Origin of the sequence: Blastomonas aquatica, assembly GCF_014639875.1 — a bacterium.
In the GTDB taxonomy this organism is placed as follows: domain Bacteria; phylum Pseudomonadota; class Alphaproteobacteria; order Sphingomonadales; family Sphingomonadaceae; genus Blastomonas; species Blastomonas aquatica.
The window spans coordinates 210082-234687 of sequence record NZ_BMGD01000003.1; the positions used below are offsets into that span (position 1 = coordinate 210082).

The 24606-nt window shown below is 63.5% G+C and carries 22 protein-coding genes; 7 read left to right on the forward strand and 15 right to left on the reverse strand.

The features are described 5' to 3' along the window. Nucleotides 1–64: 64 nt before the first annotated feature. From pal to IEW00_RS09080, 6 genes are all read right to left on the reverse strand, one after another. A complete protein-coding gene (gene pal / locus IEW00_RS09055; protein WP_188514082.1) occupies nt 65–583 on the reverse strand; it encodes a peptidoglycan-associated lipoprotein Pal in 519 nt (172 codons plus the stop codon). A 211-nt stretch (nt 584–794) separates the two neighbouring features. Then, nucleotides 795–2078 carry a Tol-Pal system beta propeller repeat protein TolB gene (gene tolB / locus IEW00_RS09060; protein ID WP_188514083.1) on the reverse strand — a complete coding sequence of 428 codons (1284 nt, stop codon included), beginning with the start codon at nt 2076–2078 and terminating at the stop codon, nt 795–797. 129 nt (nt 2079–2207) lie between these two features. Next, nucleotides 2208–3152, reverse strand: a complete 945-nt coding sequence (tolA, locus tag IEW00_RS09065) for a cell envelope integrity protein TolA (protein ID WP_188514084.1) — start codon at nt 3150–3152, stop codon at nt 2208–2210. 34 nt (nt 3153–3186) lie between these two features. After that, nucleotides 3187–3645: an ExbD/TolR family protein gene (locus tag IEW00_RS09070; protein WP_188514085.1), complete on the reverse strand. Its 459-nt coding sequence runs from the start codon at nt 3643–3645 to the stop codon at nt 3187–3189. After that, the gene (gene tolQ / locus IEW00_RS09075) at nt 3645–4346 is read right to left on the reverse strand and encodes a protein TolQ (RefSeq protein ID WP_188514086.1); all 702 of its coding nucleotides are present in this window, start codon (nt 4344–4346) and stop codon (nt 3645–3647) included. Before tolQ ends, IEW00_RS09070 begins: the two co-directional genes overlap by 1 nt. Then, nucleotides 4343–4837, reverse strand: a complete 495-nt coding sequence (locus IEW00_RS09080; RefSeq protein WP_188514087.1) for a YbgC/FadM family acyl-CoA thioesterase — start codon at nt 4835–4837, stop codon at nt 4343–4345. Before IEW00_RS09080 ends, tolQ begins: the two co-directional genes overlap by 4 nt. Before the next feature lie 153 nt (nt 4838–4990). On the opposite strand from IEW00_RS09080, the gene IEW00_RS09085 reads away from it, so the two are divergent. The 4 genes from IEW00_RS09085 to IEW00_RS09100 all read left to right on the forward strand — a co-directional run bounded on the left by IEW00_RS09085 (nt 4991) and on the right by IEW00_RS09100 (nt 8461). Further along, complete coding sequence (locus IEW00_RS09085; protein WP_188514088.1) at nt 4991–6364, forward strand: class II 3-deoxy-7-phosphoheptulonate synthase; 1374 nt, start codon at nt 4991–4993, stop codon at nt 6362–6364. Continuing rightward, entirely contained in the window at nt 6361–6534 is a 174-nt protein-coding gene (locus tag IEW00_RS09090) for a hypothetical protein (protein ID WP_188514089.1), read from the forward strand. The genes IEW00_RS09085 and IEW00_RS09090 overlap by 4 nt, the downstream gene beginning before the upstream one ends. A 134-nt stretch (nt 6535–6668) precedes the next feature. Further along, a complete protein-coding gene (locus IEW00_RS09095; protein ID WP_188514090.1) occupies nt 6669–7925 on the forward strand; it encodes a M20/M25/M40 family metallo-hydrolase in 1257 nt (418 codons plus the stop codon). Further along, a complete protein-coding gene (locus IEW00_RS09100) occupies nt 7922–8461 on the forward strand; it encodes a hypothetical protein (RefSeq protein WP_188514091.1) in 540 nt (179 codons plus the stop codon). Before IEW00_RS09095 ends, IEW00_RS09100 begins: the two co-directional genes overlap by 4 nt. Nucleotides 8462–8498: 37 nt before the next feature. On the opposite strand, the gene IEW00_RS09105 is transcribed toward IEW00_RS09100, so the two are convergent. The 3 genes from IEW00_RS09105 to IEW00_RS09115 are packed head-to-tail and all read right to left on the reverse strand — an operon-like array spanning nt 8499 to nt 12755. Beyond that, on the reverse strand, nt 8499–10718 hold the full coding sequence (locus tag IEW00_RS09105) for a CHASE2 domain-containing protein (RefSeq protein ID WP_188514092.1): 2220 nt from the start codon (nt 10716–10718) through the stop codon (nt 8499–8501). Next, nucleotides 10711–12045 carry a FecR domain-containing protein gene (locus IEW00_RS09110; RefSeq protein ID WP_188514093.1) on the reverse strand — a complete coding sequence of 445 codons (1335 nt, stop codon included), beginning with the start codon at nt 12043–12045 and terminating at the stop codon, nt 10711–10713. Before IEW00_RS09110 ends, IEW00_RS09105 begins: the two co-directional genes overlap by 8 nt. Further along, on the reverse strand, nt 12042–12755 hold the full coding sequence (locus IEW00_RS09115; protein ID WP_188514094.1) for a response regulator transcription factor: 714 nt from the start codon (nt 12753–12755) through the stop codon (nt 12042–12044). Before IEW00_RS09115 ends, IEW00_RS09110 begins: the two co-directional genes overlap by 4 nt. A gap of 180 nt (nt 12756–12935) precedes the next feature. On the opposite strand from IEW00_RS09115, the gene amaB reads away from it, so the two are divergent. Beyond that, nucleotides 12936–14456: an L-piperidine-6-carboxylate dehydrogenase gene (gene amaB / locus IEW00_RS09120; protein ID WP_188514095.1), complete on the forward strand. Its 1521-nt coding sequence runs from the start codon at nt 12936–12938 to the stop codon at nt 14454–14456. A 205-nt stretch (nt 14457–14661) separates the two neighbouring features. Here the strand turns inward: amaB and IEW00_RS09125 are convergent, their stop codons facing one another. Then, nucleotides 14662–14967, reverse strand: coding sequence for a barstar family protein (locus IEW00_RS09125; RefSeq protein WP_188514096.1), 306 nt, complete (start codon nt 14965–14967; stop codon nt 14662–14664). A 329-nt stretch (nt 14968–15296) separates the two neighbouring features. Here IEW00_RS09125 and IEW00_RS17490 point away from each other — a divergent pair, with 329 nt between their 5' ends. After that, nucleotides 15297–15560 (forward strand): hypothetical protein, encoded by a 264-nt coding sequence (locus IEW00_RS17490; RefSeq protein WP_229736925.1) that lies wholly within the window; start codon nt 15297–15299, stop codon nt 15558–15560. A 634-nt stretch (nt 15561–16194) separates the two neighbouring features. Here IEW00_RS17490 and zapE read toward each other — a convergent pair. The 4 genes from zapE to IEW00_RS09150 all read right to left on the reverse strand — a co-directional run bounded on the left by zapE (nt 16195) and on the right by IEW00_RS09150 (nt 19866). After that, a complete protein-coding gene (gene zapE, locus IEW00_RS09135) occupies nt 16195–17325 on the reverse strand; it encodes a cell division protein ZapE (protein WP_188514098.1) in 1131 nt (376 codons plus the stop codon). Then, nucleotides 17322–17783: a PaaI family thioesterase gene (locus IEW00_RS09140; RefSeq protein ID WP_188514099.1), complete on the reverse strand. Its 462-nt coding sequence runs from the start codon at nt 17781–17783 to the stop codon at nt 17322–17324. The genes zapE and IEW00_RS09140 overlap by 4 nt, the downstream gene beginning before the upstream one ends. Before the next feature lie 64 nt (nt 17784–17847). Continuing rightward, on the reverse strand, nt 17848–18630 hold the full coding sequence (locus tag IEW00_RS09145; RefSeq protein WP_017670675.1) for a succinate dehydrogenase iron-sulfur subunit: 783 nt from the start codon (nt 18628–18630) through the stop codon (nt 17848–17850). A gap of 228 nt (nt 18631–18858) precedes the next feature. Beyond that, nucleotides 18859–19866: a D-alanine--D-alanine ligase family protein gene (locus tag IEW00_RS09150; protein WP_188514100.1), complete on the reverse strand. Its 1008-nt coding sequence runs from the start codon at nt 19864–19866 to the stop codon at nt 18859–18861. A 155-nt stretch (nt 19867–20021) separates the two neighbouring features. On the opposite strand from IEW00_RS09150, the gene IEW00_RS09155 reads away from it, so the two are divergent. Then, the gene (locus tag IEW00_RS09155) at nt 20022–21491 is read left to right on the forward strand and encodes a hypothetical protein (RefSeq protein WP_188514101.1); all 1470 of its coding nucleotides are present in this window, start codon (nt 20022–20024) and stop codon (nt 21489–21491) included. A 72-nt stretch (nt 21492–21563) separates the two neighbouring features. Here the strand turns inward: IEW00_RS09155 and IEW00_RS09160 are convergent, their stop codons facing one another. Further along, nucleotides 21564–24554 carry an Rne/Rng family ribonuclease gene (locus tag IEW00_RS09160; RefSeq protein ID WP_188514102.1) on the reverse strand — a complete coding sequence of 997 codons (2991 nt, stop codon included), beginning with the start codon at nt 24552–24554 and terminating at the stop codon, nt 21564–21566. Between the last annotated feature and the right edge of the window lie 52 nt (nt 24555–24606).

Sequence of the window (24606 nt, forward strand, 5' to 3'; positions counted from 1 at the left end):
AAAAAAGGGCCAGCCACTTCACGCGGCCAGCCCTTTACCGGTTCGTCAACCCTTGCAGGTCACGTCAATCGATCGTCACCGTCACCGCGCGGCGGTTCTGGGCCCAGGAACCTTCGTCCGAACCCATAGCGGCAGGGCGTTCCTTGCCATAGCTCACGACGCGCAGGCGCTGCTCCGACACGCCCAGCGAGACCAGATAGTTCTTCGCGGCGTTGGCACGGCGTTCGCCGAGCGCGAGGTTGTAGTCGCGTGTGCCGCGCTCGTCGGCATGGCCTTCGATGATCGCCTGCTTGTTGGGATACTGGGCCAGCCACTGGGCCTGGCTCTGCAGCGTGATCTGGCCGTCGGCATCAACATTATAGCGATCAAGATCGAACAGGATGCGGTCAGAGCGGACCTTGGTCAGGAAGTCGGCCTGGCTGCCCGGGACCGCAACATTGCCAACGTTCGAATTGTCCTGACCCATTGAATTGTCCACCGCAGGGCCGGGTGCAGGTGGAAGCTCAGGCGGGGCCTTTTTGGCGCAGGCGCCCAAGGCGATCACGGCAGTTGCCATGAGAAGCGTGTTGCGAATGGACTTCATTGAGCGTCTCCTTCTGGTATTGCGGGTCAGGGCCGCCGGGCGGATCCGGTCTAGGCGCCTTCCCCGGTGGGGAAATAGCGGAGGGTGGCGGGGTAAGCCCCAGCCCATAATGACAATACAACCCGTAACTGCGACGAACCGTGACTCGCTTTGTCGGCGGGGTAAACCCTTTTGCCGCAAAAACTGTCGGGTAGCGCAGGAATTACACGGTTCACGGCAGGATCGGTCCCCAGGAAGGATCGGAGCCATCGACCGGGGTCGCCAGACGGCGCTCGTTCGATCCAGTGAGATCGACCTGCCACACGCTAGAGCTTACTGCGCCGCGCCCGGTGCGGAAGAACTGGATGACACGGCCATTGGGGGCCCAGGTCGGGGCCTCGTCCTGCCAGCTGTTGGTGAGCAGCCGTTCGCCGCTGCCCGAGGGGCTCATAACGCCGATGCGGAAGTTGCCCTGCATCTTGGTGAAGGCGATGAGGTCGCCGCGCGGGCTCCACTCGGGCGTGGCATAGCGCCCGCCGCCAAAGCTGATCCGCCGCTGGTTCGAGCCATCAGCGTTCATGACATAAAGCTGCTGGCCGCCACCGCGATCGCTTTCGAACACGATCTGGCTGCCATCGGGCGAGAAGCTGCCGCCGACATCGATGCCCGGGCCGTCGGTCAGCCTGATCGGCGTACCGCCTTCGACCGGAATCTTGTAAATGTCGGTGTTGCCGCCGATCGCCATCGAATAGAGCAGGAAGCGGCCATCGGGTGACCAGCGCGGCGCGAAGGTGGCGTTGCGGCTTTGGGTCACCAGCCGCTGCCGTCCGGTGCCGACGTCATAGACATAGATTCGCGGATTGCCGTCGAGATAGCTCAGATAGGCGATCTGCTTGTAATCGGGTGAGAACCGCGGAGTCAGCGCGGTCGACTGGCCATTGGTAATGAACCGGTGGTTGGCGCCATCGGAGTCCATGATCGCAAGCCGCTTGGTGCGGTTCCCCTTGGGGCCGGTCTCGGCAATATACGCGATGCGGCTGTCGAAGAACGGGCTTTCGCCCGACAACCGCGAATAGATCGCATCGGCGCATTTGTGCGCGGCGCGGCGCCAGTCCGCAGGTTCGACGACAAAGCCCTGTCGGGTGAGTTCGCTACCCAGCGCGACGTCATACAGATAGCAGCCGACGGTGATCTTGCCGTCCCCGTTCGAGCGGACGAAGCCCTGGATCAGCGCAGCGGCGCTGCGGCCCTGCCAATAAGGGAAGGTTGGTGCGGTGACCTCGTCGACTGTGATCTGCTTGACCGCACTGCGCCCGATTGGCTTGAACAGCCCCGAACGATCGAGGTCAGAGGCGATGACATCGCTGATCCGGTTGCCCAGATCCTCGGTCGTGCCCGCCAGAGTGGTCTCGCTGCGCGGCGTGGGCAGCGCAGGCACCGCGATGATCAGGTCCGCGCTGCCGGCATTGTCGACATCGACGGTCAACTGGGCGTGGGCGGGGGTGGCGGTCATCATCAATCCAGCGATCACAACCGCTGCTTTCCGGCGAAAGCCGGAATCCAGGAGCGAGCTTGTGCCACCCCGCTCTGGGCTCCGGTTTTCGCCGGAGAACGGGAAGAGGAAGGAGGTTACGGTTCGCATGGTTTACAATCCCAAATAGAAAGTTGGTTCGATGGTCTGCCACTCGGAATAAAATTGCGGCGGGAAATTGAACGGAGCGGCGCGGCGCACGGCGGCGATCGCGCGTTCCTTGTGCAGCGCTTCCTGAGCACGGTTGCTGGCCGTAACGCCCGTGGTCACCGCGCTGGGGGTGCCGACGATCTTGCCCGATTCGTCGAGTCTGACGGTCACCTTGGTGCGCAACTGATCGGCATCCGCGCCCGTAGGCGGTACCCAGTGCGGCTTGACCTGGCGCAGTAGCTCGCGCTGCAGCGATGCAACGACCGCTGGTCCCGCGACCGCAGCCGGAGGCGTCTGCGATCGGCTGGTCGAAGCCTTGTCGGTCACGCCATCGAGAAAATCGCTGCCGATCCGCGGCGCGCGGGGGGCTTTGGCTGCGGGCGTAGCGGCGGGCTTGGCTGCAGGCTTCGCGGCAGGTGTAGCCACTGGACGGTCCGGCCGTCTGCGGTCAGCCGTATCGGCGGGCGCTGCAGGCTTGGGCTTTTCTGCCGCTTTGGGCTGCGGCTTGGCGGGAGGCGGCGGGGTGCTACGCGCAGGCTTGGGTACAGGCGCAGGGCGAGGCTTCTCGGCTGCCTTGGGCCGGGGCGGGGCGGGACGCTCGACCGCCTTGGGCGCGGGCGGTTCGGGGCGATTGACCGCAGGAGCCGGCGCAGGTGCGGGCACAGGCTCAGGAGCGGGCTCGGCCTTCTCGATCTCGGGCGCCAGTTCGTGCGCGGTCGCGGTCGCGGCCTCGCGAGTCGGAGTTGGTGCCGTCGATACCAGTCCGACCTCGTCGGTCAGCTGCACCGAAATCGGCTCGGTCGGCATCTTCAGCTCACTGCGGCTGGCAATACCCAGCGACAGCGCGCCGAACAGCACGACATGGCCGATGACCGCCACCGATAGCCCAAGACGCTCGCTTTTCTCCATTCGTGCCTGTTTCCAGCCTGTTATCGCCAAACGCCTATAGGCGCTCGGATGAACCCGTCGTGACCAGCGATACGCGGTTGAGCCCGGCGCGGTTCAACTCGCCCATCACCAGCATCACCTTGCCATAATCGAGCGAACGGTCCGCGCGCAGCATCACCTGCGGCGCATCGCCGTTATCGTCGCCGCGCTCGGTGCGGATCGCCTCGAGCGCCGCGGGAAGATCTGCCATCGACACCTGCGCGTCATCGACAAAGGGCTGGCCATCGGCATCGAGCGAGATCTGTACCGGTTCCTTTTCCTGCTCAAGCGCGCTGGCACGGCTGTCGGGCAGGTCGATCGGGACACCGGCGACCAGCAAAGGCGCGGTAACCATGAAGATGATCAGCAGCACGAGCATCACGTCAACGAACGGCGTGACGTTGATTTCCGCGATCGGCGCGCGCGATCGCCCCCGCCGTCCGCTACCACCTGATGGGCCAAGCGACATCGCCATCAGATCGGGTCCTTCTCGAGCTCGCGGCTGAGTTCGCCGTGAAACGCGTCAGAGAAGCGGAAAAGCCTTCCTTCGAGCTTGTTCAGCCGGTGCGAAAAGCGGTTGTAGGCGATGACCGCAGGGATCGCTGCGAAGAGCCCAATCGCCGTTGCGAACAAGGCTTCGGCGATGCCCGGGGCGACGACCGCGAGCGAACTGTTCTGTTCTGCCGCAATCGCGGTGAAGCTGCGCATGATGCCCCACACGGTGCCGAACAGCCCGACGAAAGGTGCCACCGAACCCACGGTGGCGAGGAAGTTCAGCCGGTCGGCCATGTTGTCGATTTCCTGGCCGACAGTGGAGTGCATCGCGGTGGCGAGCCGTTGGCGGGCGCCATCGAGATCGGTGATCCGGCTCTTGGTGGTCCGCCGCCATTCTCCGACGCCCGATGCCAGCACCCGCGCGCTGGGCAGCTTTTCGTGGCCGCGCGCCTTGTAGAACGCATCGATGTCTCCCGCCTTCCAGAAATCCTGCTCGAACGCGGAGTTGTCGCGGACGATCTTGCCGATCTTGAGGCCGAAGCTGATGATGATCGTCCATGTCCAGATGCTGGCCAGCGCCAGCCCGATCATCACCGCCTTGACGACAAGATCGGCCTCCATGAACAGCTTGAGCGGCGACAGGGTGACGGCATCAGGGGTGAGGCCCATGGTATCGATCATAAGCGGGGTCTGTCTTTCTGGTCGGAATCGAGAATTTGGGTAAAGGCGTCCACCCAGGCGCGCGGCTGACGGATGGGACGCCCCTCGGGATTGATAAAGGCTGCGGTAACGTCTGCTTCCAATAGTGTCTCGTATGAATCACCGATAGATTGGCCGCGTCGGATGACTCGTTGATGAATAATGCACGCCGCAGCGCGCAATCGTGTGATCTGGCTCATCACCACCAGGTCATCGTCCATCTTGGCCGGGCGCACGAACCGCAGGTTCATTTCTGCCACGGCATAGACTCCGCCGCCTGAATCGTGCGTCGTGCGCTGGTCGACACCCAGGCATCGCAGCATGTCGGACCGGGCTCGCTCCATGTAGCGCAGATAGTTGGCGTGGTAGACGATTCCGGAGAAGTCGGTGTCCTCGAAATAGACCCGGCACGCGAAATAATGGGTATGGCCTTCAAACCGGCCGTTGAACGGGATGATATCGGGCGGGACCATCCCGAACGCTTAGAGTCTTTGGCTGGCCAAGTGCAAGCCTGGCAGCACTGCACCGGCGATTCGCTGCTGCTTTTGGCCGCCATCATTGCTATGGGGCGCGGCCCGGCCTAAATTGGTCGGCCACAGTTGGAACAAAAGTTGGAGTGCGTGCACGTGGCGGCAAAATGGACACCGGATAGCTGGCGGACCCAAGAGGCGCGGCATATTCCGGAATATCGGGACGCTGCGGCTCTCGCCGAAGCGGAAGCCACGCTACGCAACTATCCACCGTTGGTGTTTGCGGGAGAGGCGCGCAACCTGGAAAAGGAGCTGGCGCGGGTTGCCGCTGGCGAGGCGTTCCTGCTGCAGGGCGGCGATTGCGCCGAAAGCTTTGCCGAGTTCCACCCCAACAATATCCGCGACACCTTCCGCGTGCTGCTGCAGATGGCGGTGGTGCTGACCTTCGCTTCGAAGCGCCCCGTGGTGAAGTTGGGCCGGATGGCGGGCCAGTTCGCCAAGCCGCGCTCGGCCCCGACAGAACGCCAGGGCGATATCGAAATTCCGAGCTATTTCGGCGACAACATCAACGGCATCGAATTCGACGCCGCGGTGCGCGAGCCCGATCCGCAGCGGATGGTGCGTGCCTATTCGCAGAGCGCCGCGACGCTCAACCTGCTGCGCGCCTTTGCCAGCGGAGGCTATGCCAGCCTGCAGCAGGTGCAGGGCTGGATGCACGATTTCATGGGCCGCAGCCCGTGGGCCGAGCGCTATGCGCAGACCGCCGACCGGATCAGCGAGGCGCTCGATTTCATGCGCGCCTGCGGGATCAGCCCCGACACCGTGCCGCAGCTGCAGGGCACCAGCTTCTTCACCAGCCACGAGGCGCTGTTGCTGCCGTTCGAGGAAGCCATGACCCGGCGCGATTCGCTGACCGGCGACTGGTATGACACCAGCGCGCATTTCCTGTGGATCGGCGACCGCACCCGCTTCGAGGGCTCGGCGCATGTCGAGTTCCTGCGTGGCATCGGCAACCCGATCGGCATCAAGTGCGGGCCAAGCCTGTCGACCGACGCTTTGCTCTCGATGCTCGATACGCTGAACCCTGCGCGCATTCCCGGCCGCATGACGCTGATCAGCCGATTTGGCCACGACAAGGTCGAGGCCGGCCTCGCGCCGCTGGTGCGCGCGGTCAAGAAGGAAGGCCATCCCGTGATCTGGTCGTGCGACCCGATGCACGGCAATGTCGTCAAGTCCGAGAGCGGCTTCAAGACCCGGCCTTTCGAGCGGATCATGGCGGAATTGCGCGGCTTCTTCGCGGTGCACCGCGCCGAGGGCACGCATGCCGGCGGCATCCACATCGAGATGACCGGACAGAACGTCACCGAATGCACCGGAGGCGCGATCGCGATCACCGACGAGGCGCTGGGCGACCGCTATCATACGCATTGCGACCCGCGTCTCAACGCGGCGCAATCACTCGAAGTCGCGTTTGAGGTCGCCGAGATGCTCAACGCCGAAGTCGCGCTGACGGCCAAGCGCGCGGCATGAACGAGCGGCGGGTCATCGTGCAGCGCGAGGTCGTCCGCAACGGCATCGGCTTCGGCAGCGCGCTGGCCATCGCGATCAGCTATACCGCGCACAAATCGGTGCTCTGGGCGATCATCCACGGGTTCTTCTCGTGGTTCTACGTGGTGTATTTTGTGCTGACGCGGGATTGATCAAGAGTCTCTGGTCCCCTGTGCATGCAGGGGCCCATCTCCCGGCCTTGCATCACGCGGGACCATTACGAGATGGACCCCTTCCTGCGCAGGGGACCGACAAGAACAACGAAAACACAACCAAGGGGCATCGCATGGCTTTCCGCACATTTATCGCTGCACTCGCGCTCAGCGCCAGCTTTACTGCGCCCGCATTCGCGCAGGATGCGGCGGCCGCCAAGACGGCCTTGGCGGGGGATTACGACCGGATCGTCGCAGAACTGATCACCCTCACCGAAATCCCAGCGCCGCCATTCGGCGAACAGGCACGCGCCGCCTATTTCGTCAAAGCATTCAAGGACCTGGGGCTGGCCGAGGTGGCCATCGATGCCGAGGGCAATGTGACCGGAATTCGGCGCGGCACCGTATCGGCGGGCGGGCCGTTGGTAGCGATCAGCGCGCATCTCGATACGGTGTTTCCCAAGGGAACCGATGTGAAGGTGCGGCGCGAAGGCAATACGCTCAACGCCCCGGGTGTAGGCGACGATACCGTCGGGCTCGCCGGGATGCTCGGCTGGATCCGCGCGCTGAATGCAGCAAAGACCACCACCAAGCACGACATCCTGTTCGTTGCAACGGTGGGCGAAGAGGGCCCCGGCGACCTGCGCGGGGTGCGCCATCTGTTCACCAAGAGCGGCTACAAGGACCGGATTGCCGCGTTCATCTCGTTCGACGGGTCCGACCCTTCACGCATCGTCAACCAGGCGGTCGGCTCGAAGCGCTACAACATCGCTTTCACCGGCCCCGGCGGGCACAGCTATGGCGCGTTCGGCATCGTCAACCCGATGGCGGCGATGGCCGATGCGGTGAAGCGATTGTACGAGACAGATGTCCCCAGCACCCCGCGCACCAGTTTTGCCGCGGGCGTGGTTTCGGGCGGAACCTCGGTCAATTCAATTCCCGATCGCATCGAACTCCAGGTCGACATGCGCTCGCCCGATCCCAAGGCGCTCGATCGGCTCGAAAAGCGCTTTCTGGCGATCGTCGATGAGGCGGTGGCAGCAGAAAATTACGCCCGGTCGACCAATGTCGGCGAGATCGGCGCGGAAAAGACCCGGATCGGTGACCGTCCTGCAGGGGCGACCGCAGAATCGCATCCGCTGGTTGTGACCAGCCAGCGCGTCCTGACAGACCACGGCTTTCCAACCCAATTCCAGGCATCGTCGACCGATTCGAACATCCCGATGAGCCTCGGCATCCCGGCGATCACCATCGGAACCGGTGGCGGCGGCGGGCGCGCGCATTCGGTCGATGAATATACCAACATCGAACGCAACGCCTTTATCGGTGGCCTGTCGTCGGGCCTCGCGGTGGTGGTCGCGGTTGCGAACCTCGACTGGGCGGTAAAATGAGGCTTGCGGTCGCGATCGGCTGCGGCCTGCTATTGGCGGGATGCGCCGCGCCGGTGGTCACCCGGACCGACGTGACCGTCGCTGCACCGATCCCGGCGCGCGCAAGTTTCACTCTGGTCGCCCCCCCGGGCGAGCCTGCGTTTCTGCATCAACAGGCCACCGACATGATTGTTGCCGGATTGACCCAGCGCGGCTGGTCGCGGACCGAGAACGGAGATTATCTGCTGTCTGTGACCCTGTCCGATCGGCCTGCCGCAGCACGGTTGCAGGCGGGTGACGATAGCGGGAGCCCACGGATCGTGATCGCTCCGGCGGCAGATCGCACGACCAGCAGGGGATGCGCCAAGCGCGATCACCGGCTCGCGATGCGCCTGACCGAACGGGCAACCGGGCGCGATCTGTATTCCGGTTGGGGCGCCGAGTTCCACTGCAGGGCAGGGCTTGGCGACAGCCTGCCACACCTCGTGGCTGTGACGCTCGATGGGCTCGCGGGTATTCGCGGTCCGCGCGTTGTCGAACGCATCGGGGTTCGTTGAAAGCATGAGGATACGCCCCAGCACGTCGGGGATATGATTACCGCTTCTGCTGTTCCTCCAGCGGCAAGGTGATGGTGAACACAGCGCCACCGGTATCCGCGTTGCTGCCGGCAATCGTCCCGCCATGGCGTTCGATCACTGCCGCGACGTAATTCAACCCCAGCCCGATGCCTTTGACGCCGGTTCCCCGACCATCGCTGGCAAAGCGCTGGAACAGCTGGGGCAGCACGACCGCATCGATACCCTCGCCCTGATCGGCCGTACTGATCACCAACGCGCCGTCCGCCGTCCTCAGATGCACGGTCACGGTGCCACCTTCGGGGCTGTATTTCACCGCATTGTCGAACAGATTGACCAGTGCGCGGAACAGGCTTTCGCGCTCGGCAGCGATGAACGCCGTGTCACTGTTGTCGATTAGGACGATTTGCACACCGCGCTGCCGGGCGACCGGCCAGAGGCTGTCGGCTGCTTCGCTCACAAGGTCCGCCGCGATCAGCGGTTCGGGATCGAAAGGCCGCTCATGCATGCGCGCCAGATCGACGAAATTGTCTGCAAGCGTGAGCGTATGCCGCGCATGCCGGGCGATCCGGGCTCGGTCGATATCGCCGTCACTGGTTGCAACCAGCGCCAGGATCGCCGCCTGCGGGCCGCGCATGTCGTGCGATAGCAATTGCAGCATCTCCTCGCGCTCCTGGCGGGCGGCGGCGATAGCGGTGATATCGGTAAGGTAATCGATATGGCCGCGCCCCGCGCCCCGCGCATCGAGAATCGGCGCGCGGCGCAGAACGAAACAGCGGCCATCGCGTGCGGTGAACTCGATATGGCCGGTATTCGGATCGGCAAGATATGCCTCCAGCGAAGCGCTGCTGTTTGGCCCCGCGATCCGGGTAAGCAGAACTGCGCTGTCCGTGCGAAGCAACTGCGCACCGAACGCTGCATCGGCCGCCGCGTTGGTGAGCACGACCTTGCCCGATCCATCGCTGACCAGCGCTGGATCGGGGAGCCCCGCTAGCGTATCGCCGACAAAGCGCCGCAGATCGCGCAGCTGGCCAATGGCACCGCTGAGCCTGTTCGACTGGCCGGTCACCAGATCTGCATCGGCCAGCCTGGTATCGCCGATTGGCAGCGCGTCCTCACGCTCGAGCCGGGCGAGTTCGCTGCCCATGTAATCGCTGGTCGCCTGCAGCCGTCGCCAACCCCAGAGCGGATAGACCAGTGCCAGCCCCAGCAATGCGGGGCCGGGGGCAATCCACAGGTTGGCGGTCAGCGTTGCGATGCTGCCGACGAGCACCAGCAGCGCCAGCCCCGCAACCAGCAGATTGACGCTGCGCGGCTTCACGCGCCAGAAGGCGAGCAGCAGCAGCCACGCGGGCAATAGCGCAAACCCCAGTGCGGCCAGGGTCGATGGCTGGCGCACCCAAAGGCTTTGAAGCTGCGCGTTGGCGATATTGGCGTTGATCTCGACCCCGGGCATGTTGCCGCCATCGGACGAGGGAACCGGATAACGATCTCCCAATCCCTGCGCGGTCATTCCGATCAACACCCTCCGACCGGTGATCAGAGCATCGGGAACCTCGCCGCGCAGCACACTGGCAAAGGAAATGGTGGCAAAGCTCTCGGGCGCGGCAAAGCGCAGGCGTTGGGGCTGCCGGCACGCAGGCCAGTTGGCAGGCGCAGCGCCCAGGGTCATCAGGTGAGGCAGCGGGCGTTCTGCGCCGTCAGGCTGAAAACACAGTCTGGCCGAGCGGACCGTGCCATCGCGGTCCATCGTCGTATTGGCGTGGCCCAGACCATCGGCGGCGCGGGCGATGACCGGTGCCGGGTCAATCCGATCGACGCTGCGCCCATCGCGGCCCGGCTGGACGAACTGGACGGGCAGATAGGCGCGATCGATCCGTCCGATGGCGCCAGCGAGCAACGCGTCATCTGCGCTAGGCTCGGACAGAAGAACATCGAGCGTCACCGATGCCGGGCGCGCCTGCGCCAGCTGCTCCAGCAGCTGCGCGTGCAGCCGTCTGGGCCATGGCCAGCGCCCCAGCGCGGAAAGGCTGGCTTCGTCGATTGCCACGATCAGGATTTCGCCGTCGGCGGGCGCGGGGGCCATCCGCATCGCTGCGTCATACAGCAGGTCATCGGCAGGTCGGGTCCATCCGCCGATCGATGCCGCCGTGATGATGGCAGAGGCAATCAGGGCCACGATCGCCCATTCGATCTGGAACCGGTGCCGCAGACCCGCGGATCCGGCGCTCTCATTCATCGATCGAGAAACTTTCGAATTCGGTCCAGTCGCTATAGGTTTCTTCAGGGGCGAACGCAGTCGTTCCGACACGCCATTGATAGCGGCCGGCCGGCAGATCGCTCAGGATGATCGACGAGCCCGAAAGCCCGGCCTCATCGACGACATACAGCGGGTTGTCCTGTGTCCGCAGCTGGAAGCGATAGCGCAGCACGCCCTCGCCGCTGCCCACCCAGCGGAAGACATAGCCGTGTTCGCTTGCAGTGGTGCCCTGTATCGCGGTCGCCAGACGGCGCTTGAAAGCGAACGTGCCTGGCATCCCTTCCAGCCCTGACCGGGCGATGGCCGTGAACCGGGCGAAGTAGTTGCCGTTGGGCAAAGCGGGCAGGGCAAAACTGGGCGAGGCATTGGCCATTTCCTCGACGATATCGACGAACCCACTGTCGCGCGCGATCAGCAGCCGATAGGCTTGTGCGTCCGGTACCGCGCCGATTGCAAATGCTAGCGCAGGCGCCCGTTGGATTTCCCCGCCTGCCTTCAGCACCGGTGGCGGCAACAGTTGCTCGACCGCGATCCCGCCGGTCTTGCCGATGACCGCGCCGAACTCCGCATCAAGCCGGGTTTCGGCGGCCATCGCCGGCGCGGTGAGCGCAATCCCGCCCTCGATCAGTTCGGCGCGTGCCTTGCCGTCTTGCGCATCGTAATGGTTGCGAAAATCGGTGCCGCGCACCGCAGACACAGCAATCGGGTTGCGCAGACGGAACCGGTCGTCCCGGTTGCGGAACGGCGAGACCTTGCTGCGCACCGCGCCGTTGTCCAGCGCCAGCTCGTAATCGATGCTGTTGGTGATCAGCAGCTTGCGCAACCGTGATATCCGCATCGCGCTGTTCGATGGCAGCGTGATTACCGATCCATCGGTGAGCGCCAGCGAAAGCGACGAGGCAGGCCCGGTCAGGACGCGCGCGCCTTCGCCAAGCGCCAGCCCCATGCTGACCGCGCGCGGCAGGCTGCCGTCGCTCGAAGCCTGTGCATCCCCGCGAAATGCTGCGACGGTGGCCGAAGCCGGGCGGAACTTGAGCAGGCGTACCGGCAAGGTCAACCTGCGCGCGACCGAAAGCCGGTACGGATCAACCACGCGGTTTATGCGCTGAACCTCTTGCCAGTCGTTTTCGCGGATCATCCACGTGCGTGCCAATGTGATCAGCGTATCGCCCTTGCGGACGGTGTAGACGATGCTGTCCTCAGCGGCGGGTTGCTGCGCCAGAGCGCGCTGCGGCGTCAGGACCAGCCCGGTGGCAAAAGCAGCCACAAGTATCCAGCAGCAGATCAGCGATGCACGCAGGGTCATTCGGTGAGTGAAAGGTCCTTGGCCGGGTCGATCGTTTCGAGGCGATAGCCATAGCCGAAAACGGTAAAGATGCGAAAGCCGTTCTCCGGTTTGAGTGCCAGTTTGGAACGCACGCGTGAGATGTGCATATCGAGCGTTCGGGTGGCCAAATCTGCGCTGGTCCGCCAGATCGTTTCCATGATGTACGCGCGCGACAAAGTGCGGTCGCGATTGCGGAACAAAAGGTCTGCCAGCTCGAATTCCTTGGCGGTGAGCGTGATGTCCTTACCTGCATGGCGGATGGTCTGGGCCATGCGATCGAGCCGGTATCCGCCGTATTGGGCGATCTTTTCCATGCTCGAGCCGGTTCCCGTGCGCCGCAATACAGCGGAGATGCGTGCCGCGATGACGCTGTCTTCCTCTGGCTTGGTGATGTAATCATCTGCGCCGGCGTTAAGCGCTTCGGTGATGTCGCGCTTGGCGGTGCGGCCTGTGAGCATGATGACTGGGGGAGGATTGTCCAGCGTCTGCTGCATCCACTGGAGAACTTGCAATCCGGTCCTGGCCGGCATGTTCCAGTCGAGCATCACCAGGTCGAAGGTGTCTCGCAGCAAAGCCGTCGTCAGTCGCTCTCCATCGCTGAAGCGGGCACAGATATGGCCCATGCTTGCGATGATGCCTTCCAGAAAGATGAGGCTGTCGCCATCATCATCGGCTATTGCGATGCGCATAAGTTCCCCTGACTGTGCGCCAAATGAGCAGTTAACTGACCTTAAGCATGCCAAATGCCTGTTTTTACAGTGTTTGGCGAGTCCTCCGTATACGTTTTTACATAGCTTTACATCAATCTGGCGGGATCCCAACCCGCATCCGAGTATTGCAAGGGGCAGTGGGCGGTGTATCTGGGCCGGATGACCAGCCAGCACCCAGCGATCACCGCCACCACCCATCTTGACGCCCTTGCCGCCGCGCTTGGCTTTGCCCTGCCGCAGGGCGGGGTGGAAGTCTTCAGCCCGGTCGATGGCGCGCGGGTCGCCGGGTTCGATCCGGTCGATGCTGCCGCAGTTGGCGCTATTGCAGATCGGGCGGCCAAAGCGTTCCATCATTGGCGCACGGTTCCCGGCCCGCGCCGGGGCGAGCTGGTGCGCCGCCTCGGCGAGGAACTGCGCCGCCACAAGGCCGATCTCGGCATGCTGGTGACGCTCGATTGCGGCAAGCCGTTGTCCGAAGGACTGGGCGAGGTGCAGGAGATGATCGACATCTGCGATTTCGCGGTCGGCCTGTCGCGGCAGCTGCACGGGCTTACGATTGCCAGCGAGCGCCCCGGGCATCGGATGAGCGAGACCTGGCACCCGCTGGGACCGGTCGCGATCATTACCGCGTTCAATTTCCCGGTCGCGGTGTGGGCGTGGAACGCCGCGCTCGCTTTGGTCTGCGGCGACAGCGTGGTGTGGAAGCCATCGGAGAAGACCCCGCTGACTGCGATCGCGGTGCAGGCGCTGTTCGACCGGGTCGTCGCAGACTTTGGTCCGGATGCACCCGAGGGGCTGGCGCAACTGGTGCTCGGCGATGCGCCGACCGGCGCGGCCTTGGTCGACCACCCGGAGATTGCGCTGGTTTCCGCCACCGGCAGCACCGCGATGGGGCGGATTGTTGGCCAGGCGGCGGCCAGGCGCTTTGCGCGCAGCCTGCTCGAACTTGGCGGCAACAACGCGACTGTGGTTGCGCCCAGCGCCGACATGGAGCTCGCGCTGACCGGCTGCGCCTTCGGCTTCATGGGCACGACGGGCCAGCGTTGCACCTCGCTCAGGCGGCTGTTTGTCGAGCGTGGGACCTATGACTCGTTCGTGCCGCGGATCATCTCGGCGGCGGCGCGGCTGCCGATCGGCGATCCGCGCGATCCGGCAAACCTTGCAGGTCCGTTGATTGACGAGGCGTCCTTCGGCGCGATGCAGGCCGCGCTCGCCGATGCCCGCGCGCTCGGCGCCACGGTGCATGGCGGCGAGCGGATCGATGGATCGGGCGCGGGCGTGTACGTCCGCCCGGCGGTGGTCGAGATGCCCACGCAGACCGGCCCGATGCTGCGCGAAACCTTCGCGCCGATCCTCTATTGCCTGCGCTACGACACGCTGGACGAGGCGATCGCGCTCAACAATGCCGCGGCGCAAGGGCTGTCCTCCTCGATCTTCACCAACGACCTGCGCGAGGCCGAAGCCTTCGTCGCCGCCTCGGGCAGCGATTGCGGCATAGCCAACATCAACATCGGCACCTCGGGCGCGGAAATCGGCGGCGCATTCGGCGGCGAGAAGGAAACCGGCGGTGGCCGCGAGTCCGGATCGGACAGCTGGAAGGCCTACATGCGCCGCCAGACCAGCACGGTGAACTATTCCGCCGCGCTGCCGCTGGCGCAGGGGGTGACGTTCGAGCTTTGAGGGGGAAAGTGCCCTGTGAGGGGGAGGGGCCCGATCATATTGCGACACGGCCTGAATGTCCCGGTCCCCTGCTAAGGCAGGAGATGGATGCCTGTCTTCGCAGCCAAACGGGAAGAGCGAGCTTGCCATCGTTTTACGTCAGCTTTCCACGTTCGGACGAAAAAAGCTGCCGTTCTACAATCGACCCCAAAGTGGTCAGAAAGCTTCAGGTGACCAGCACGGCCACATCGACATCGCCTGCCCAGTCGGGATCGGTTGTTCGTTCGTTGCGGGCCTCTTCAACCCACGATGCAAAGTCATTGAGAAAGTCGCGAATGTCGTCTGAAGGGTCGCTGATGACCACCCGATAGGGCGGCTGCACGCGGTTGAGTTCAAGGTGATAAATCATGGTTTCCAGAAAGGCGTCAGCGTTTCGTCCGTGCCATTCAACGCTGCCCAAGGCATCAGCAAGAGCGTCGTAGAAGTCGTGCTTCGTGCGCCAGTTCTTCCCGCTCAAGTTGATCGTTTGCATCCCGGCATTCTAGGCACCTTCGATCAAGGAGCAATGGCAAGAAACCACCCAATTTCGGTCATAGGGCACACCCGCACCTCAACCCGAAACTTGACGGGCAGCTATCCGGGCATTGCTGAAAAAAGCTGCCGTTCGGCAAACGACCCCCATTGTGGTCATTCAGCAACGCACTATTCTCACGCGGTATGAGCTATGTCGAGCGCGATAGACGAGTGGAGCTGAAGCTGTTCGGATTCCAAGCTGATGGCGAGCGAATGCTCCCGGCCGGTGGAAGCATGGTTAGACACCGGGACGGCAGTATGGGGTGGGTAAGGCCCTCCAGTCTTGGAGTGAACGAAACTTGGGCTGACGCTATACAAATTCTGATCGCATCGCTCGGTGGAGAGGAAGCTGTCGCGAGCCTCATCGAATCCCTCAATCCTGATAGACGAGTCATCGCTATCAGTGTTCCGTTTGGGTCTCCGTATCAGGAAAACAATGGTCTCACGGCAGAAACCGTTCAAATGCTTGCAAGGCTATCCCTGGAACTCGACGTCTGCCCTCTGGATTTCGATCCACGCAACCCGTCGCACCTTGCCCCTGAACGGTATTGACTTTTGAGGTCAGGAATCCACCCAAATATCGCCATCCAAGGCGGAGCAGCGCGCGCTTAAGACCGGTCAGGCAGCTAGCGCAGCGATCTCTCTAAAACCGAAAAAATTTTTCAGCGCCCCCAAAGCGGACGTCAGATCAGCAAGGATTTTGCGAGCGTCGTTTGTAGTGCCGCAGAGTGCTGTCCGGGTAAGCCGCCACCAGTATGATAGGTCCGCTGTCGGTCATTAGAACTCGATAAAGGTGCGTGTCTCCTGACGTGATATCGAACTCACCGTTTTCGACTGAGGCGACCATAGGTATCTCAAGAACCAGGCCGACTTTACGCTGTGTGTATCGAAGTGGGAGGACTGCGGGGCTTTCCCCGATCCGAACACCGTTCGACTGGACGCTCAGGGAAGGTGCGTCAGGAGCAACGTAGCAGCCCACGACAGGAGAAGGGTCGACTGCCTCCGATTCGTTGAAGTCTGTGCATCCAGCGACCATCAACAGAAGTGGCAGAGTCGTGGCGAGCTTAATCATACGCTGCACAGGGTAGCTGTGCGGGCACAACGGTCAACGGCAGTTTCCCACCCAAATCCAGCCGCTGGACCCTGTTCACGTTCAACCCGAAACCTGCGGCCAGCCTGACCCGAACTAACCCGCTCCAGCCCGCTCGCCGTGGCCCAGCGCCAGATAGCTGTCCGACTGCATCTCCATCAGCCGCGAGATCGTGCGGTCGAACTCGAAGCGGCCGTCGCCGCTGGAATACAGGTCCATCGGCTCGGCATCGGCGGATGCGATCAGCTTGACCTTCATTTCGTAGAGCGCGTCGATCAGGGTCACGAAGCGCGCGGCCTCGTTGCGGTTTTCGGGGCCGAGTTGGGGCACGCCGACCAGGAACACGGTGTGATAGCGCCGCGCGATCGCGAGATAGTCGGGCGCGCCGCGCGCTTCGGTGCAGAGCTTCTTGAACGAGAACACCGCGACGCCCTTCAACGACTTGGGCACATGGATGGAGCGCCCGCCGCTGATCGCGACTTCGCCGCTGGGGACGTGCGCGGCGTCGTCGGGCGAATAGTCGGTCATGCGGAAGAAGGCTTCGCGCAGGGCGGCAGTGGCGGCGGGGCCGTTGGGGACGTGCCAGGTGCTGGTGCCCGACAGACGCTCGAGCCGGTAATCGGTCGGGCCGTTCAAGGATTGCACATCGAGCCTTTGCTTGATCAGCGCGATGAACGGCAGGAAATGCTCGCGGTTGAGGCCATCCTTGTAGAGATCGTCAGGCGGGCGGTTGGAGGTGGCGACCACGGTGACGCCCGCCTCGATGATCGCGGTGAACAGCCGCGACATGATCATCGCATCTGCGGAGTTGTTGACCACCATTTCGTCGAATGCGATCAGCCGGTAGTTTTCGGTGAACTGGCGCGCGACCGGGGGGATGGGATCGCCCTGCATCGTGTCACGCTCGACCCGCAGTCGCGCGTGGATGTCCTGCATGAACTCGTGGAAATGGACGCGGGTCTTGCGTTCTATGCTGACCGATTCATAGAACAGGTCCATCAGCATCGACTTGCCGCGTCCGACCCCGCCGAACATATAGAGCCCGCGTACCGGCTCGGGCTGCGGCTTCATCGCCATCAGCCGCCAGAGCAACGATCCGCGTGGCGGGACCGCCTGCAGCGCATCCTGCATCGCCTGCAATCGGACGGCAGCGGCGCGCTGGTCCGGATCGGGGCGCAGTTCGCCTGCGGTGACGAGCGACTCGTACCGGGCAAGCGTTCCGATCATGCCCGATCGACCCTTGGCTTGCCCATCTTGCGGATGGTGCCGCTATAGGCGCAAATGCTCGCGCCCTGCTGCTTCACCAGCCCGCGCAGGAACAGCATCCGTCCGGTTTCCTTGATGATCTCGACTTCGCAATCCATCGGCACGCCGACCTTGCCGGCGCCGACGAAATGCGTGCTGAGGTCGAGCGTCACACCCGGACCCTCCCGCAGCGATCCGTTGAGCCGCGCGCACACGAACATCGCGATATCGACCTGGGTCAGGATCGCGCCGCCATGGACGTTGTTGGCAAGATTGCCCTGCAGGTGGCCGGGGACAGTGCGGACAACGACGGTGCCGTCATCGCGCTGCATCACCGACATGGGTCCCAGCGTGCTGTTATAGCGGCCTTCCGCGCGCAACGTCCACCGCATCCAGCCCGGATGGTCCGGGTCTGGTCCGAAGGCGAAATCATCGGGCAATACAGGCGAGTCTGCGTCCACCGGGGCGATGTCAATCGAACGGTCTGGTCAGCCGGGAGGCCGATCAGACGTGCCGTTCGACCTGCATCTTCTTGATCTCGGCGATCGCGCGCGCCGGGTTGAGGCCCTTGGGGCAGACATTGGCGCAGTTCATGATCGTGTGGCAGCGATAGAGGCGGAAGGGATCTTCCAGCTCGTCGAGCCTCTCACCGGTCATTTCGTCACGGCTGTCTGCCAGCCAGCGATAGGCCTGCAGCAAGATGGCGGGGCCAAGGAACTTGTCCGAGTTCCACCAATAGCTGGGGCAGCTAGTCGAGCAGCACGCACACAGGATGCATTCGTACAGGCCGTCGAGCTTGGCACGGTCGGCGGGCGACTGCAGCCGCTCCTTGCCCGAGGGCACCGGCGTCACGGTCTGCAGCCACGGGCGGATCGAGGCGTATTGCGCGTAGAAGTGGCTGAAATCGGGGACCAGATCCTTGATCACGTCCATATGCGGCAACGGCGTTATGCGCACCTCGCCCTTGCAGTCTTCAATCGCGGTGGTGCAGGCCAGGCCATTGCGGCCGTTGATGTTCATCGAGCACGATCCGCAGATGCCTTCGCGGCAAGAGCGGCGGAAGGTCAGCGTCGAATCCTGCTCGGACTTCATCTTGATCAGCGCATCGAGCACCATCGGGCCGCAATCGTCCAGATCGATGTCGAAAGTGTCATAGCGCGGGTTCTCGCCGCTATCGGGATCATAGCGATAGACCTTGAATTTCTTGGTCCGGCCACCGGTTTTGTTGCTGAACGCCTGGCCCTTGCCAGTGATCTTGCTGTTCGCCGGGAGCGTAAAGGTAGCCATGGAATCCCTCGTAAATCTGTGCGTCCGACGCCTAGATAGTCACTTTATCGCTCAGGCTCAACGGCAGATGGGGAAAGGGCGAGAAAAAGGTGGATTGGTCAATCTTCTCAACACACCATCATCCGTTCTCCGGCGAAAGCCGGAGTCCATGGGCGATATTTTGCTGTCATCGCTCTGGATTCCGGCTTTCGCCGGAAAACGGATAATTTGCAGGGCCCTGCGGTGCGTTTACCCCATCAATCCGTGGCTGCGCAGGCTTTCGGCGACGATCGTCTCGATCAGCTGTTCCTGCGTCCATCCCGCGCGCTTGGCGGAGCGGCCGAAGACCTTTTGCGACCACAGGTTGCAGTTCAAGTTGACCTCGAGGAAGTTCAGCTCACCCTTGTCGGCATCGAGCCGGAACTCGTACCGGCCGTAATCGAACGGCACGAATTCCTGCGCGAGGTTGGCGGTGTGCTCGGCAATCGCAGCCTCGAACGGCGAGCCTTCGAAATCGACCAGCTCATACTTGCTGGCGCGCTCGACCAGATCGCGCTTTTCCCAATAGGTGCGCAAGTGCGTGGGATCGGCCTGCTCGAACAGCATCATTGGCAGGATCACCGGACGGCCATTGATCGTCACGACCGGTACCTCGACATCGCTGCCGGTCAGGAACGGCTCGACGATCGCGTCATGGCCTTCCTCGTGGATCGCGGCGACCGCGTCTTTCACGCCGGCCCAGTCGCCAGCATCGCGCACGCCCCAGCTCGCTGATGAGGCGTTGGGTTTGATTACCATGCGCTCGGCCATCGGGCAGAGCTTCTCGTCGACCGGGCCGCCCTTGCGATAGATTGCCCAGTCGGCAGTCGGCAGGCCGCGCGCGCGCGCCACCAGCTTTGACAGATGCTTGTCGTCCGAAAGACCCCGCAGGATCGGGCTGCCGCCCAGATACGGCAGGTCGCGGCGGTTGCACAGCAACGGCACCAGCATCTCGGAGTTGACGAAGCCGCCACGGTTGAGCAGCGAGAACACGAAATCGACCTCAGGCGGATCAAACAGCATCGCGTACCTGTCGCCGACCTTCAGATTGTCGAACAGCCCCTCCAGGATCGTGCGCACCTCGTTGTGATACACCGCGTGGTTGCCATCCTCGGGATGGAGCGAGCCATCGCCCAGCGCGTGCTTGGCCAGGAACAGCACCTTCAATGTTTCACGAGTTTTGGCGTCGATGGTGAGCGGTGCAGGATATTGGGTCACTGGAAAGGCACACTTTCGTTGTTGATCCGGTGGCTTTCAGCCCGCGCCGGTTTCCTTCAGACAGGGCGAATGACCCAAGACAACTTGCCATCGCGGCCAACACCCCTATAGGCGCGCCCATATCCGCTTCGGGGGCGCAGCGAAAGTACCGTTTGATGGAACACGATTCTAACACGGCTGTCAGCCACCTGCTGACCATTGGCGGAGACGAGCGCATTGTCCCGGCGCATGCTGATGGCACCAACAAGTATTTCTCCTCGCCATTCCCCCGCAAGACCGTGACCTATGCGTCATCGACCGCGAACGACATCTCGGGAGCAGCGTTCGATCACCTCGGCGCGTTCGTGGCGCAGCATGGCATCACGCCCGACATGGATGGTGCCGACTATGCCCGGCATCTCGGCGCGGCCCGCAGCCGCCTGACGGCGGCCTACAGCCTGCCTGCGGGTACGGATATTGCCTTTTCAGCATCGGGCACGGATCTCGAATACATCGCGCTGCAGGCGTTCGCCGGGCGTGCGCCGGGCGGCATCCACAATGTGCTGCTGGGCGCGGACGAGGTCGGCAGCGGCTGCATCCTGAGCGCGCATGGCCAGTATTTCGCCGCGCAGACCGCGCTGGGCATTGCCACTGCCAAGGGCACGCCGGTGCCGGGGCTGGCGCCGGTATCGCTCACCGAAATATCGGTGCGCAACGGCTTTGGTGACGCGTTTGACAGCGGCTTGATCGTGGCAGGCATGCGCAGCGAGATCGAGCGCGCACTGGCGAACGATCAGTTCCCGCTGCTGCACGTGGTGCATGGGTCGAAGACCGGGCTGATCCTGCCGCATCTGGACGATATCGATTCGCTCATCGCGCAATATGGGAACCGCATCGGCTTTGTGGTCGATGCGTGCCAGGCGCGGATCACCAGCGCGGCGATTGCGGCCTACCTGGCGCGAGGCGCGGTGGTGCTGCTGACTGGATCAAAGTTCATGGGCGGTGCGCCGTTTTCGGGCTTTGCGCTGGTCCCGCAGGCTGTTGCCGCACAGATTGCGCCGCTGGGTGCAGGGATGGCGACGATCTTCCGCCGTGCCGAACTGCCCGCAGGGTGGCCGGGCGCAGAACAGTTGCCCAATGGTGGCAATGCCGGGCTGACGGTGCGCCTAGAAGCGGCGTTGTTCGAGCTCGAGCGGTTCCAGGCGCTGGCGTTTTCGGATGTTGCGCAGATCATCGAGCTGTTTCGTGCCGCCTCGCTGCAGCTGGTCGAGCGGATCGGCGGCACGCGAGTGCTGCCGTATCCGGTGGGCGATCGCGAGCAGGCGGGAAGCCACCCGATCGAGATGCGCACGCTGACGACGATCGATCTCAGCGCCGAGGGCAGGGCGATCGATTTCGAGGGCGCTACCGCGATCCAGATGGAAATGATGCGGGGGGCCGTACGGCTGGGCCAGCCGGTCAAATGCGCGCGCTTCCAAGGCTTGGATATGGCGGGCAAAGTGCGCGGCACGCTGCGGGTCGGCATATCGATGCCGCAGATTGTGACGCTGGTGGGGCTAACGGGTGAAGAAGCCGGGCAGGCGCTGGCGCACGATATGGACACGATTGTGCGCGCGTTCGACAGCGCGCTGTTGGCGATCGGATAAACTGAAACGCCCCCCGCTCTGCGGTGTGTACCGGAGAACAGGGGGCGCTGATCAGATAGATAACAGTTTGTATTAGTTGCCGAATGTCCGCTGCCACCAGCCGCGGCGAGTGCCGCCGCTTTCGCTGTCGCCCGAAGCTTCGGGCGCCGGGTCCTGCGCAGCGGTTTGCGGCACCGACACTTCGGCAGGCTCCGCTTTGACTTCGACCGGCTCGGACTCACCTGCAGCCGCGGTATTGGTCACCGCTTCGGAAGGCGCTTCTGCCTTGGGTGCGGCCTTTTTGCGGGGCGCACGCTTGGGCTTGGGCTTTGCTGCCGGCTCGGCGTCTGCTTCGGGCGTTGCCGCTGGGTCAGCATCCCCCGGTGCTTCTGCAGCAGGCTCAGCTTCGACCGCCGGCTTCTTGGCGCGGGATTTGCGCTTGGGCTTGGGCTTTTCAGGCGGCGCTTCGGCTTCGGATGCCGCAACGTCCTCGACTTCGGGCGCGGTGTCCGCCACCGCGACATCGGCGTTGGCCGGTGCACCAGCGACTTCGGGCGTGGCCTCGGTCTCAGCAAAGGAGCCAGACATCGCATCCGCATCGGAAGCTGCATCGCTGCCATTATCGCCTTCGCCGCCCTTACGGGCGCGACCACCACGGCGTCCGCGACGTGCACGGCGGGGCTTGGCCTCGCCTGCTTCGTCATCGGTCACCTGCGCATCGGCAGCATTGTCGGTGCGCTGATCGTTCGCTGCAGTTGACGCTTCGCCGGCTTCCGGGGCGTTGTCTGCACCATTGGCGTCCGCACCATTGGCATCCGCACCATTGTCCGTCTCGTCGCCGGTGTCATCACCCGCCTCGTTCCGGATCGGCTGGCCGTTTTCGTCCTGGAAACCTTCACCATCACGCTTGCCGCGCTTGCCACGACGGCGACGGCGACGCTTCGAGCGGCCCCCTTCGCCCTCTTCGGCAGTGCGCTGCGACGGAGCGCGTTCGGTGCGCTCGTCACCGTCGGCACGATCGGGACCTTCAGCCGGTTCGCCTCGGTCTGCACGTTCGCCCCGGTCTGCACGTTCGCCCCGGTCTGCACGGCTGCCCCGGTCTGCGCGGTCGCCACGGTTTCCGCGATCTCCACGATTGCCGCGACGTGGTGCTGCCTCTTCTTCTTCCTCGATCTCGTCGATCTCGTCTTCGATATCCTCGTCGTCGTCGTCATCATCGATGATCGGCTGGAAGGTAACGGTCTTTTCCGGACGCGGGCCGCTTGCGGTCACTTCCATCTTGGCGCCTTCGTTCTCCCCATTGGGTTGAACTTCGACGTGGACGCCGAAGCGCTCCTCGATCTCGGCGATGTCACGGCGCTTGTTGTTGAGGACGTAGATCGACGCTTCCTGGCTGGTGCGCAGCGTGATCAGGCTGCCATGGCCGCGCGCGGCCTCTTCCTCAAGCAGGCGCAGCGCCGACAGGCCCGCCGACGATGCGGTGCGGACAAGGCCGGTGCCATCGCAATGCGGGCAAGTGCGGGTCGATGCCTCGAGCACACCGGTGCGCAGACGCTGGCGGCTCATTTCCATCAGGCCGAAGCCCGAAATGCGGCCAACCTGGATGCGCGCACGATCGCTCTTCAGCGCATCGCGCATGGCCTTCTCGACCTTGCGGACGTTGTTGCCATATTCCATGTCGATGAAATCGATGACCACGAGGCCAGCCATGTCGCGCAGGCGCAACTGACGGGCGATCTCGCGCGCGGCTTCAAGGTTGGTGCTGAGCGCGGTTTGCTCGATGCCGTGTTCCTTGGTGGAACGGCCAGAGTTAATGTCGATCGAGACAAGCGCCTCGGTCGGGTTGATCACCAGGTAGCCACCCGATTTGAGCTGGACGACAGGCTCGTACATCGCCGACAGCTGGTCCTCGGCGCCGTAACGCTGGAACATCGGCACCGGGTCGGCATAGCTCTTAACCCGCCGCGCATGGCTGGGCATCAGCAGCTTCATGAAGTCCTTGGCGGCGCGGTAGCCCGCTTCACCCTCGACCAGCACCTCTTCGATATCGCGATTGTAGATGTCGCGGATCGCGCGCTTGATCAGGTCGCTGTCCGAATGGATGATTTCAGGCGCAGAAGCCTTCAGCGTCTTTTCGCGGATCTCGTCCCAGAGCCGTGCGAGATAATCGAAGTCGCGCTTGATCTCAGGCTTGGTGCGCGAAAGGCCTGCGGTGCGCACGATGCAGCCCATCGTGGCGGGCAGCTTCATCTCGGCGATGATCGTCTTCAGCCGCTTGCGGTCCGACGCGTTGGAAATCTTGCGGCTGATGCCACCACCATGCGCGCTGTTGGGCATCAGCACGCAATAGCGTCCTGCGAGCGACAGATAGGTGGTGAGCGCAGCGCCCTTGTTCCCGCGTTCTTCCTTGACGACCTGCACCAGCATCACCTGGCGGCGCTGGATGACGTCCTGGATCTTGTAGCGGCGACGAAGCGCCATGCGGTTGGTGCGCGCCTCGTCGCTGGCCTTGGCCTTGCCGCCTCTGCCGTCGCGGCGCTTGCGGCGCCCCGAGTTGCGGCCGTTACCGTTGCCTTCACTGGCGGACTCGGCCGATTCCTCGGCATCGTCGCTGTCGGAGTCAGAATCCCCTTCACCATCGCCTTCACCTGAAAGGGTTTCGGCGGCGATGGGTTCATCTTCGGCTTCGATCAGCCCGTCGTCGGACAGACCGTCGTTGTAATCGGTGTCATCACCATGGCCAGCTGCGTCATCCGCCTCTTCTTCGGCGGCAAGCGCATCGGCTTCTTCCTTGGCGTGGCGGGCTTCTTCAGCCAGCAGCGCAATCTTGTCCTCGCGTGGAATCTGATAATAATCGGGGTGGATTTCAGAAAAGGCAAGGAATCCGTGGCGGTTGCCGCCATAATCGACGAACGCTGCCTGCAGCGATGGTTCGACCCGTGTTACCTTTGCGAGGTATATATTGCCCTTGATCTGCTTATGTTCAGCAGATTCAAAATCGAACTCCTCAATCCGATTTCCCTTGAGCACCGCCACCCGAGTTTCCTCTTGGTGGCGCGCATCGATCAACATGCGCGTTGTCATTCAATAGTCTCCGTGCGCGCGCACCGGGCGGAACCGGCCGGGTCGCTGCGCT

What these genes read in the sequence shown, in the direction of transcription:
- pal (WP_188514082.1), bottom strand. Translation starts at nt 583, where the DNA reads ATGAAGTCCATTCGCAACACGCTTCTCATGGCAACTGCCGTGATCGCC.
- tolB (WP_188514083.1), bottom strand. Translation starts at nt 2,078, where the DNA reads ATGATGACCGCCACCCCCGCCCACGCCCAGTTGACCGTCGATGTCGAC.
- tolA (WP_188514084.1), bottom strand. Translation starts at nt 3,152, where the DNA reads ATGGAGAAAAGCGAGCGTCTTGGGCTATCGGTGGCGGTCATCGGCCAT.
- IEW00_RS09070 (WP_188514085.1), bottom strand. Translation starts at nt 3,645, where the DNA reads ATGGCGATGTCGCTTGGCCCATCAGGTGGTAGCGGACGGCGGGGGCGA.
- tolQ (WP_188514086.1), bottom strand. Translation starts at nt 4,346, where the DNA reads ATGATCGATACCATGGGCCTCACCCCTGATGCCGTCACCCTGTCGCCG.
- IEW00_RS09080 (WP_188514087.1), bottom strand. Translation starts at nt 4,837, where the DNA reads ATGGTCCCGCCCGATATCATCCCGTTCAACGGCCGGTTTGAAGGCCAT.
- IEW00_RS09090 (WP_188514089.1), top strand. Translation starts at nt 6,361, where the DNA reads ATGAACGAGCGGCGGGTCATCGTGCAGCGCGAGGTCGTCCGCAACGGC.
- IEW00_RS09095 (WP_188514090.1), top strand. Translation starts at nt 6,669, where the DNA reads ATGGCTTTCCGCACATTTATCGCTGCACTCGCGCTCAGCGCCAGCTTT.
- IEW00_RS09100 (WP_188514091.1), top strand. Translation starts at nt 7,922, where the DNA reads ATGAGGCTTGCGGTCGCGATCGGCTGCGGCCTGCTATTGGCGGGATGC.
- IEW00_RS09105 (WP_188514092.1), bottom strand. Translation starts at nt 10,718, where the DNA reads ATGAATGAGAGCGCCGGATCCGCGGGTCTGCGGCACCGGTTCCAGATC.
- IEW00_RS09110 (WP_188514093.1), bottom strand. Translation starts at nt 12,045, where the DNA reads ATGACCCTGCGTGCATCGCTGATCTGCTGCTGGATACTTGTGGCTGCT.
- IEW00_RS09115 (WP_188514094.1), bottom strand. Translation starts at nt 12,755, where the DNA reads ATGCGCATCGCAATAGCCGATGATGATGGCGACAGCCTCATCTTTCTG.
- amaB (WP_188514095.1), top strand. Translation starts at nt 12,936, where the DNA reads ATGACCAGCCAGCACCCAGCGATCACCGCCACCACCCATCTTGACGCC.
- IEW00_RS09125 (WP_188514096.1), bottom strand. Translation starts at nt 14,967, where the DNA reads ATGCAAACGATCAACTTGAGCGGGAAGAACTGGCGCACGAAGCACGAC.
- zapE (WP_188514098.1), bottom strand. Translation starts at nt 17,325, where the DNA reads ATGATCGGAACGCTTGCCCGGTACGAGTCGCTCGTCACCGCAGGCGAA.
- IEW00_RS09145 (WP_017670675.1), bottom strand. Translation starts at nt 18,630, where the DNA reads ATGGCTACCTTTACGCTCCCGGCGAACAGCAAGATCACTGGCAAGGGC.
- IEW00_RS09155 (WP_188514101.1), top strand. Translation starts at nt 20,022, where the DNA reads ATGGAACACGATTCTAACACGGCTGTCAGCCACCTGCTGACCATTGGC.
- IEW00_RS09160 (WP_188514102.1), bottom strand. Translation starts at nt 24,554, where the DNA reads ATGACAACGCGCATGTTGATCGATGCGCGCCACCAAGAGGAAACTCGG.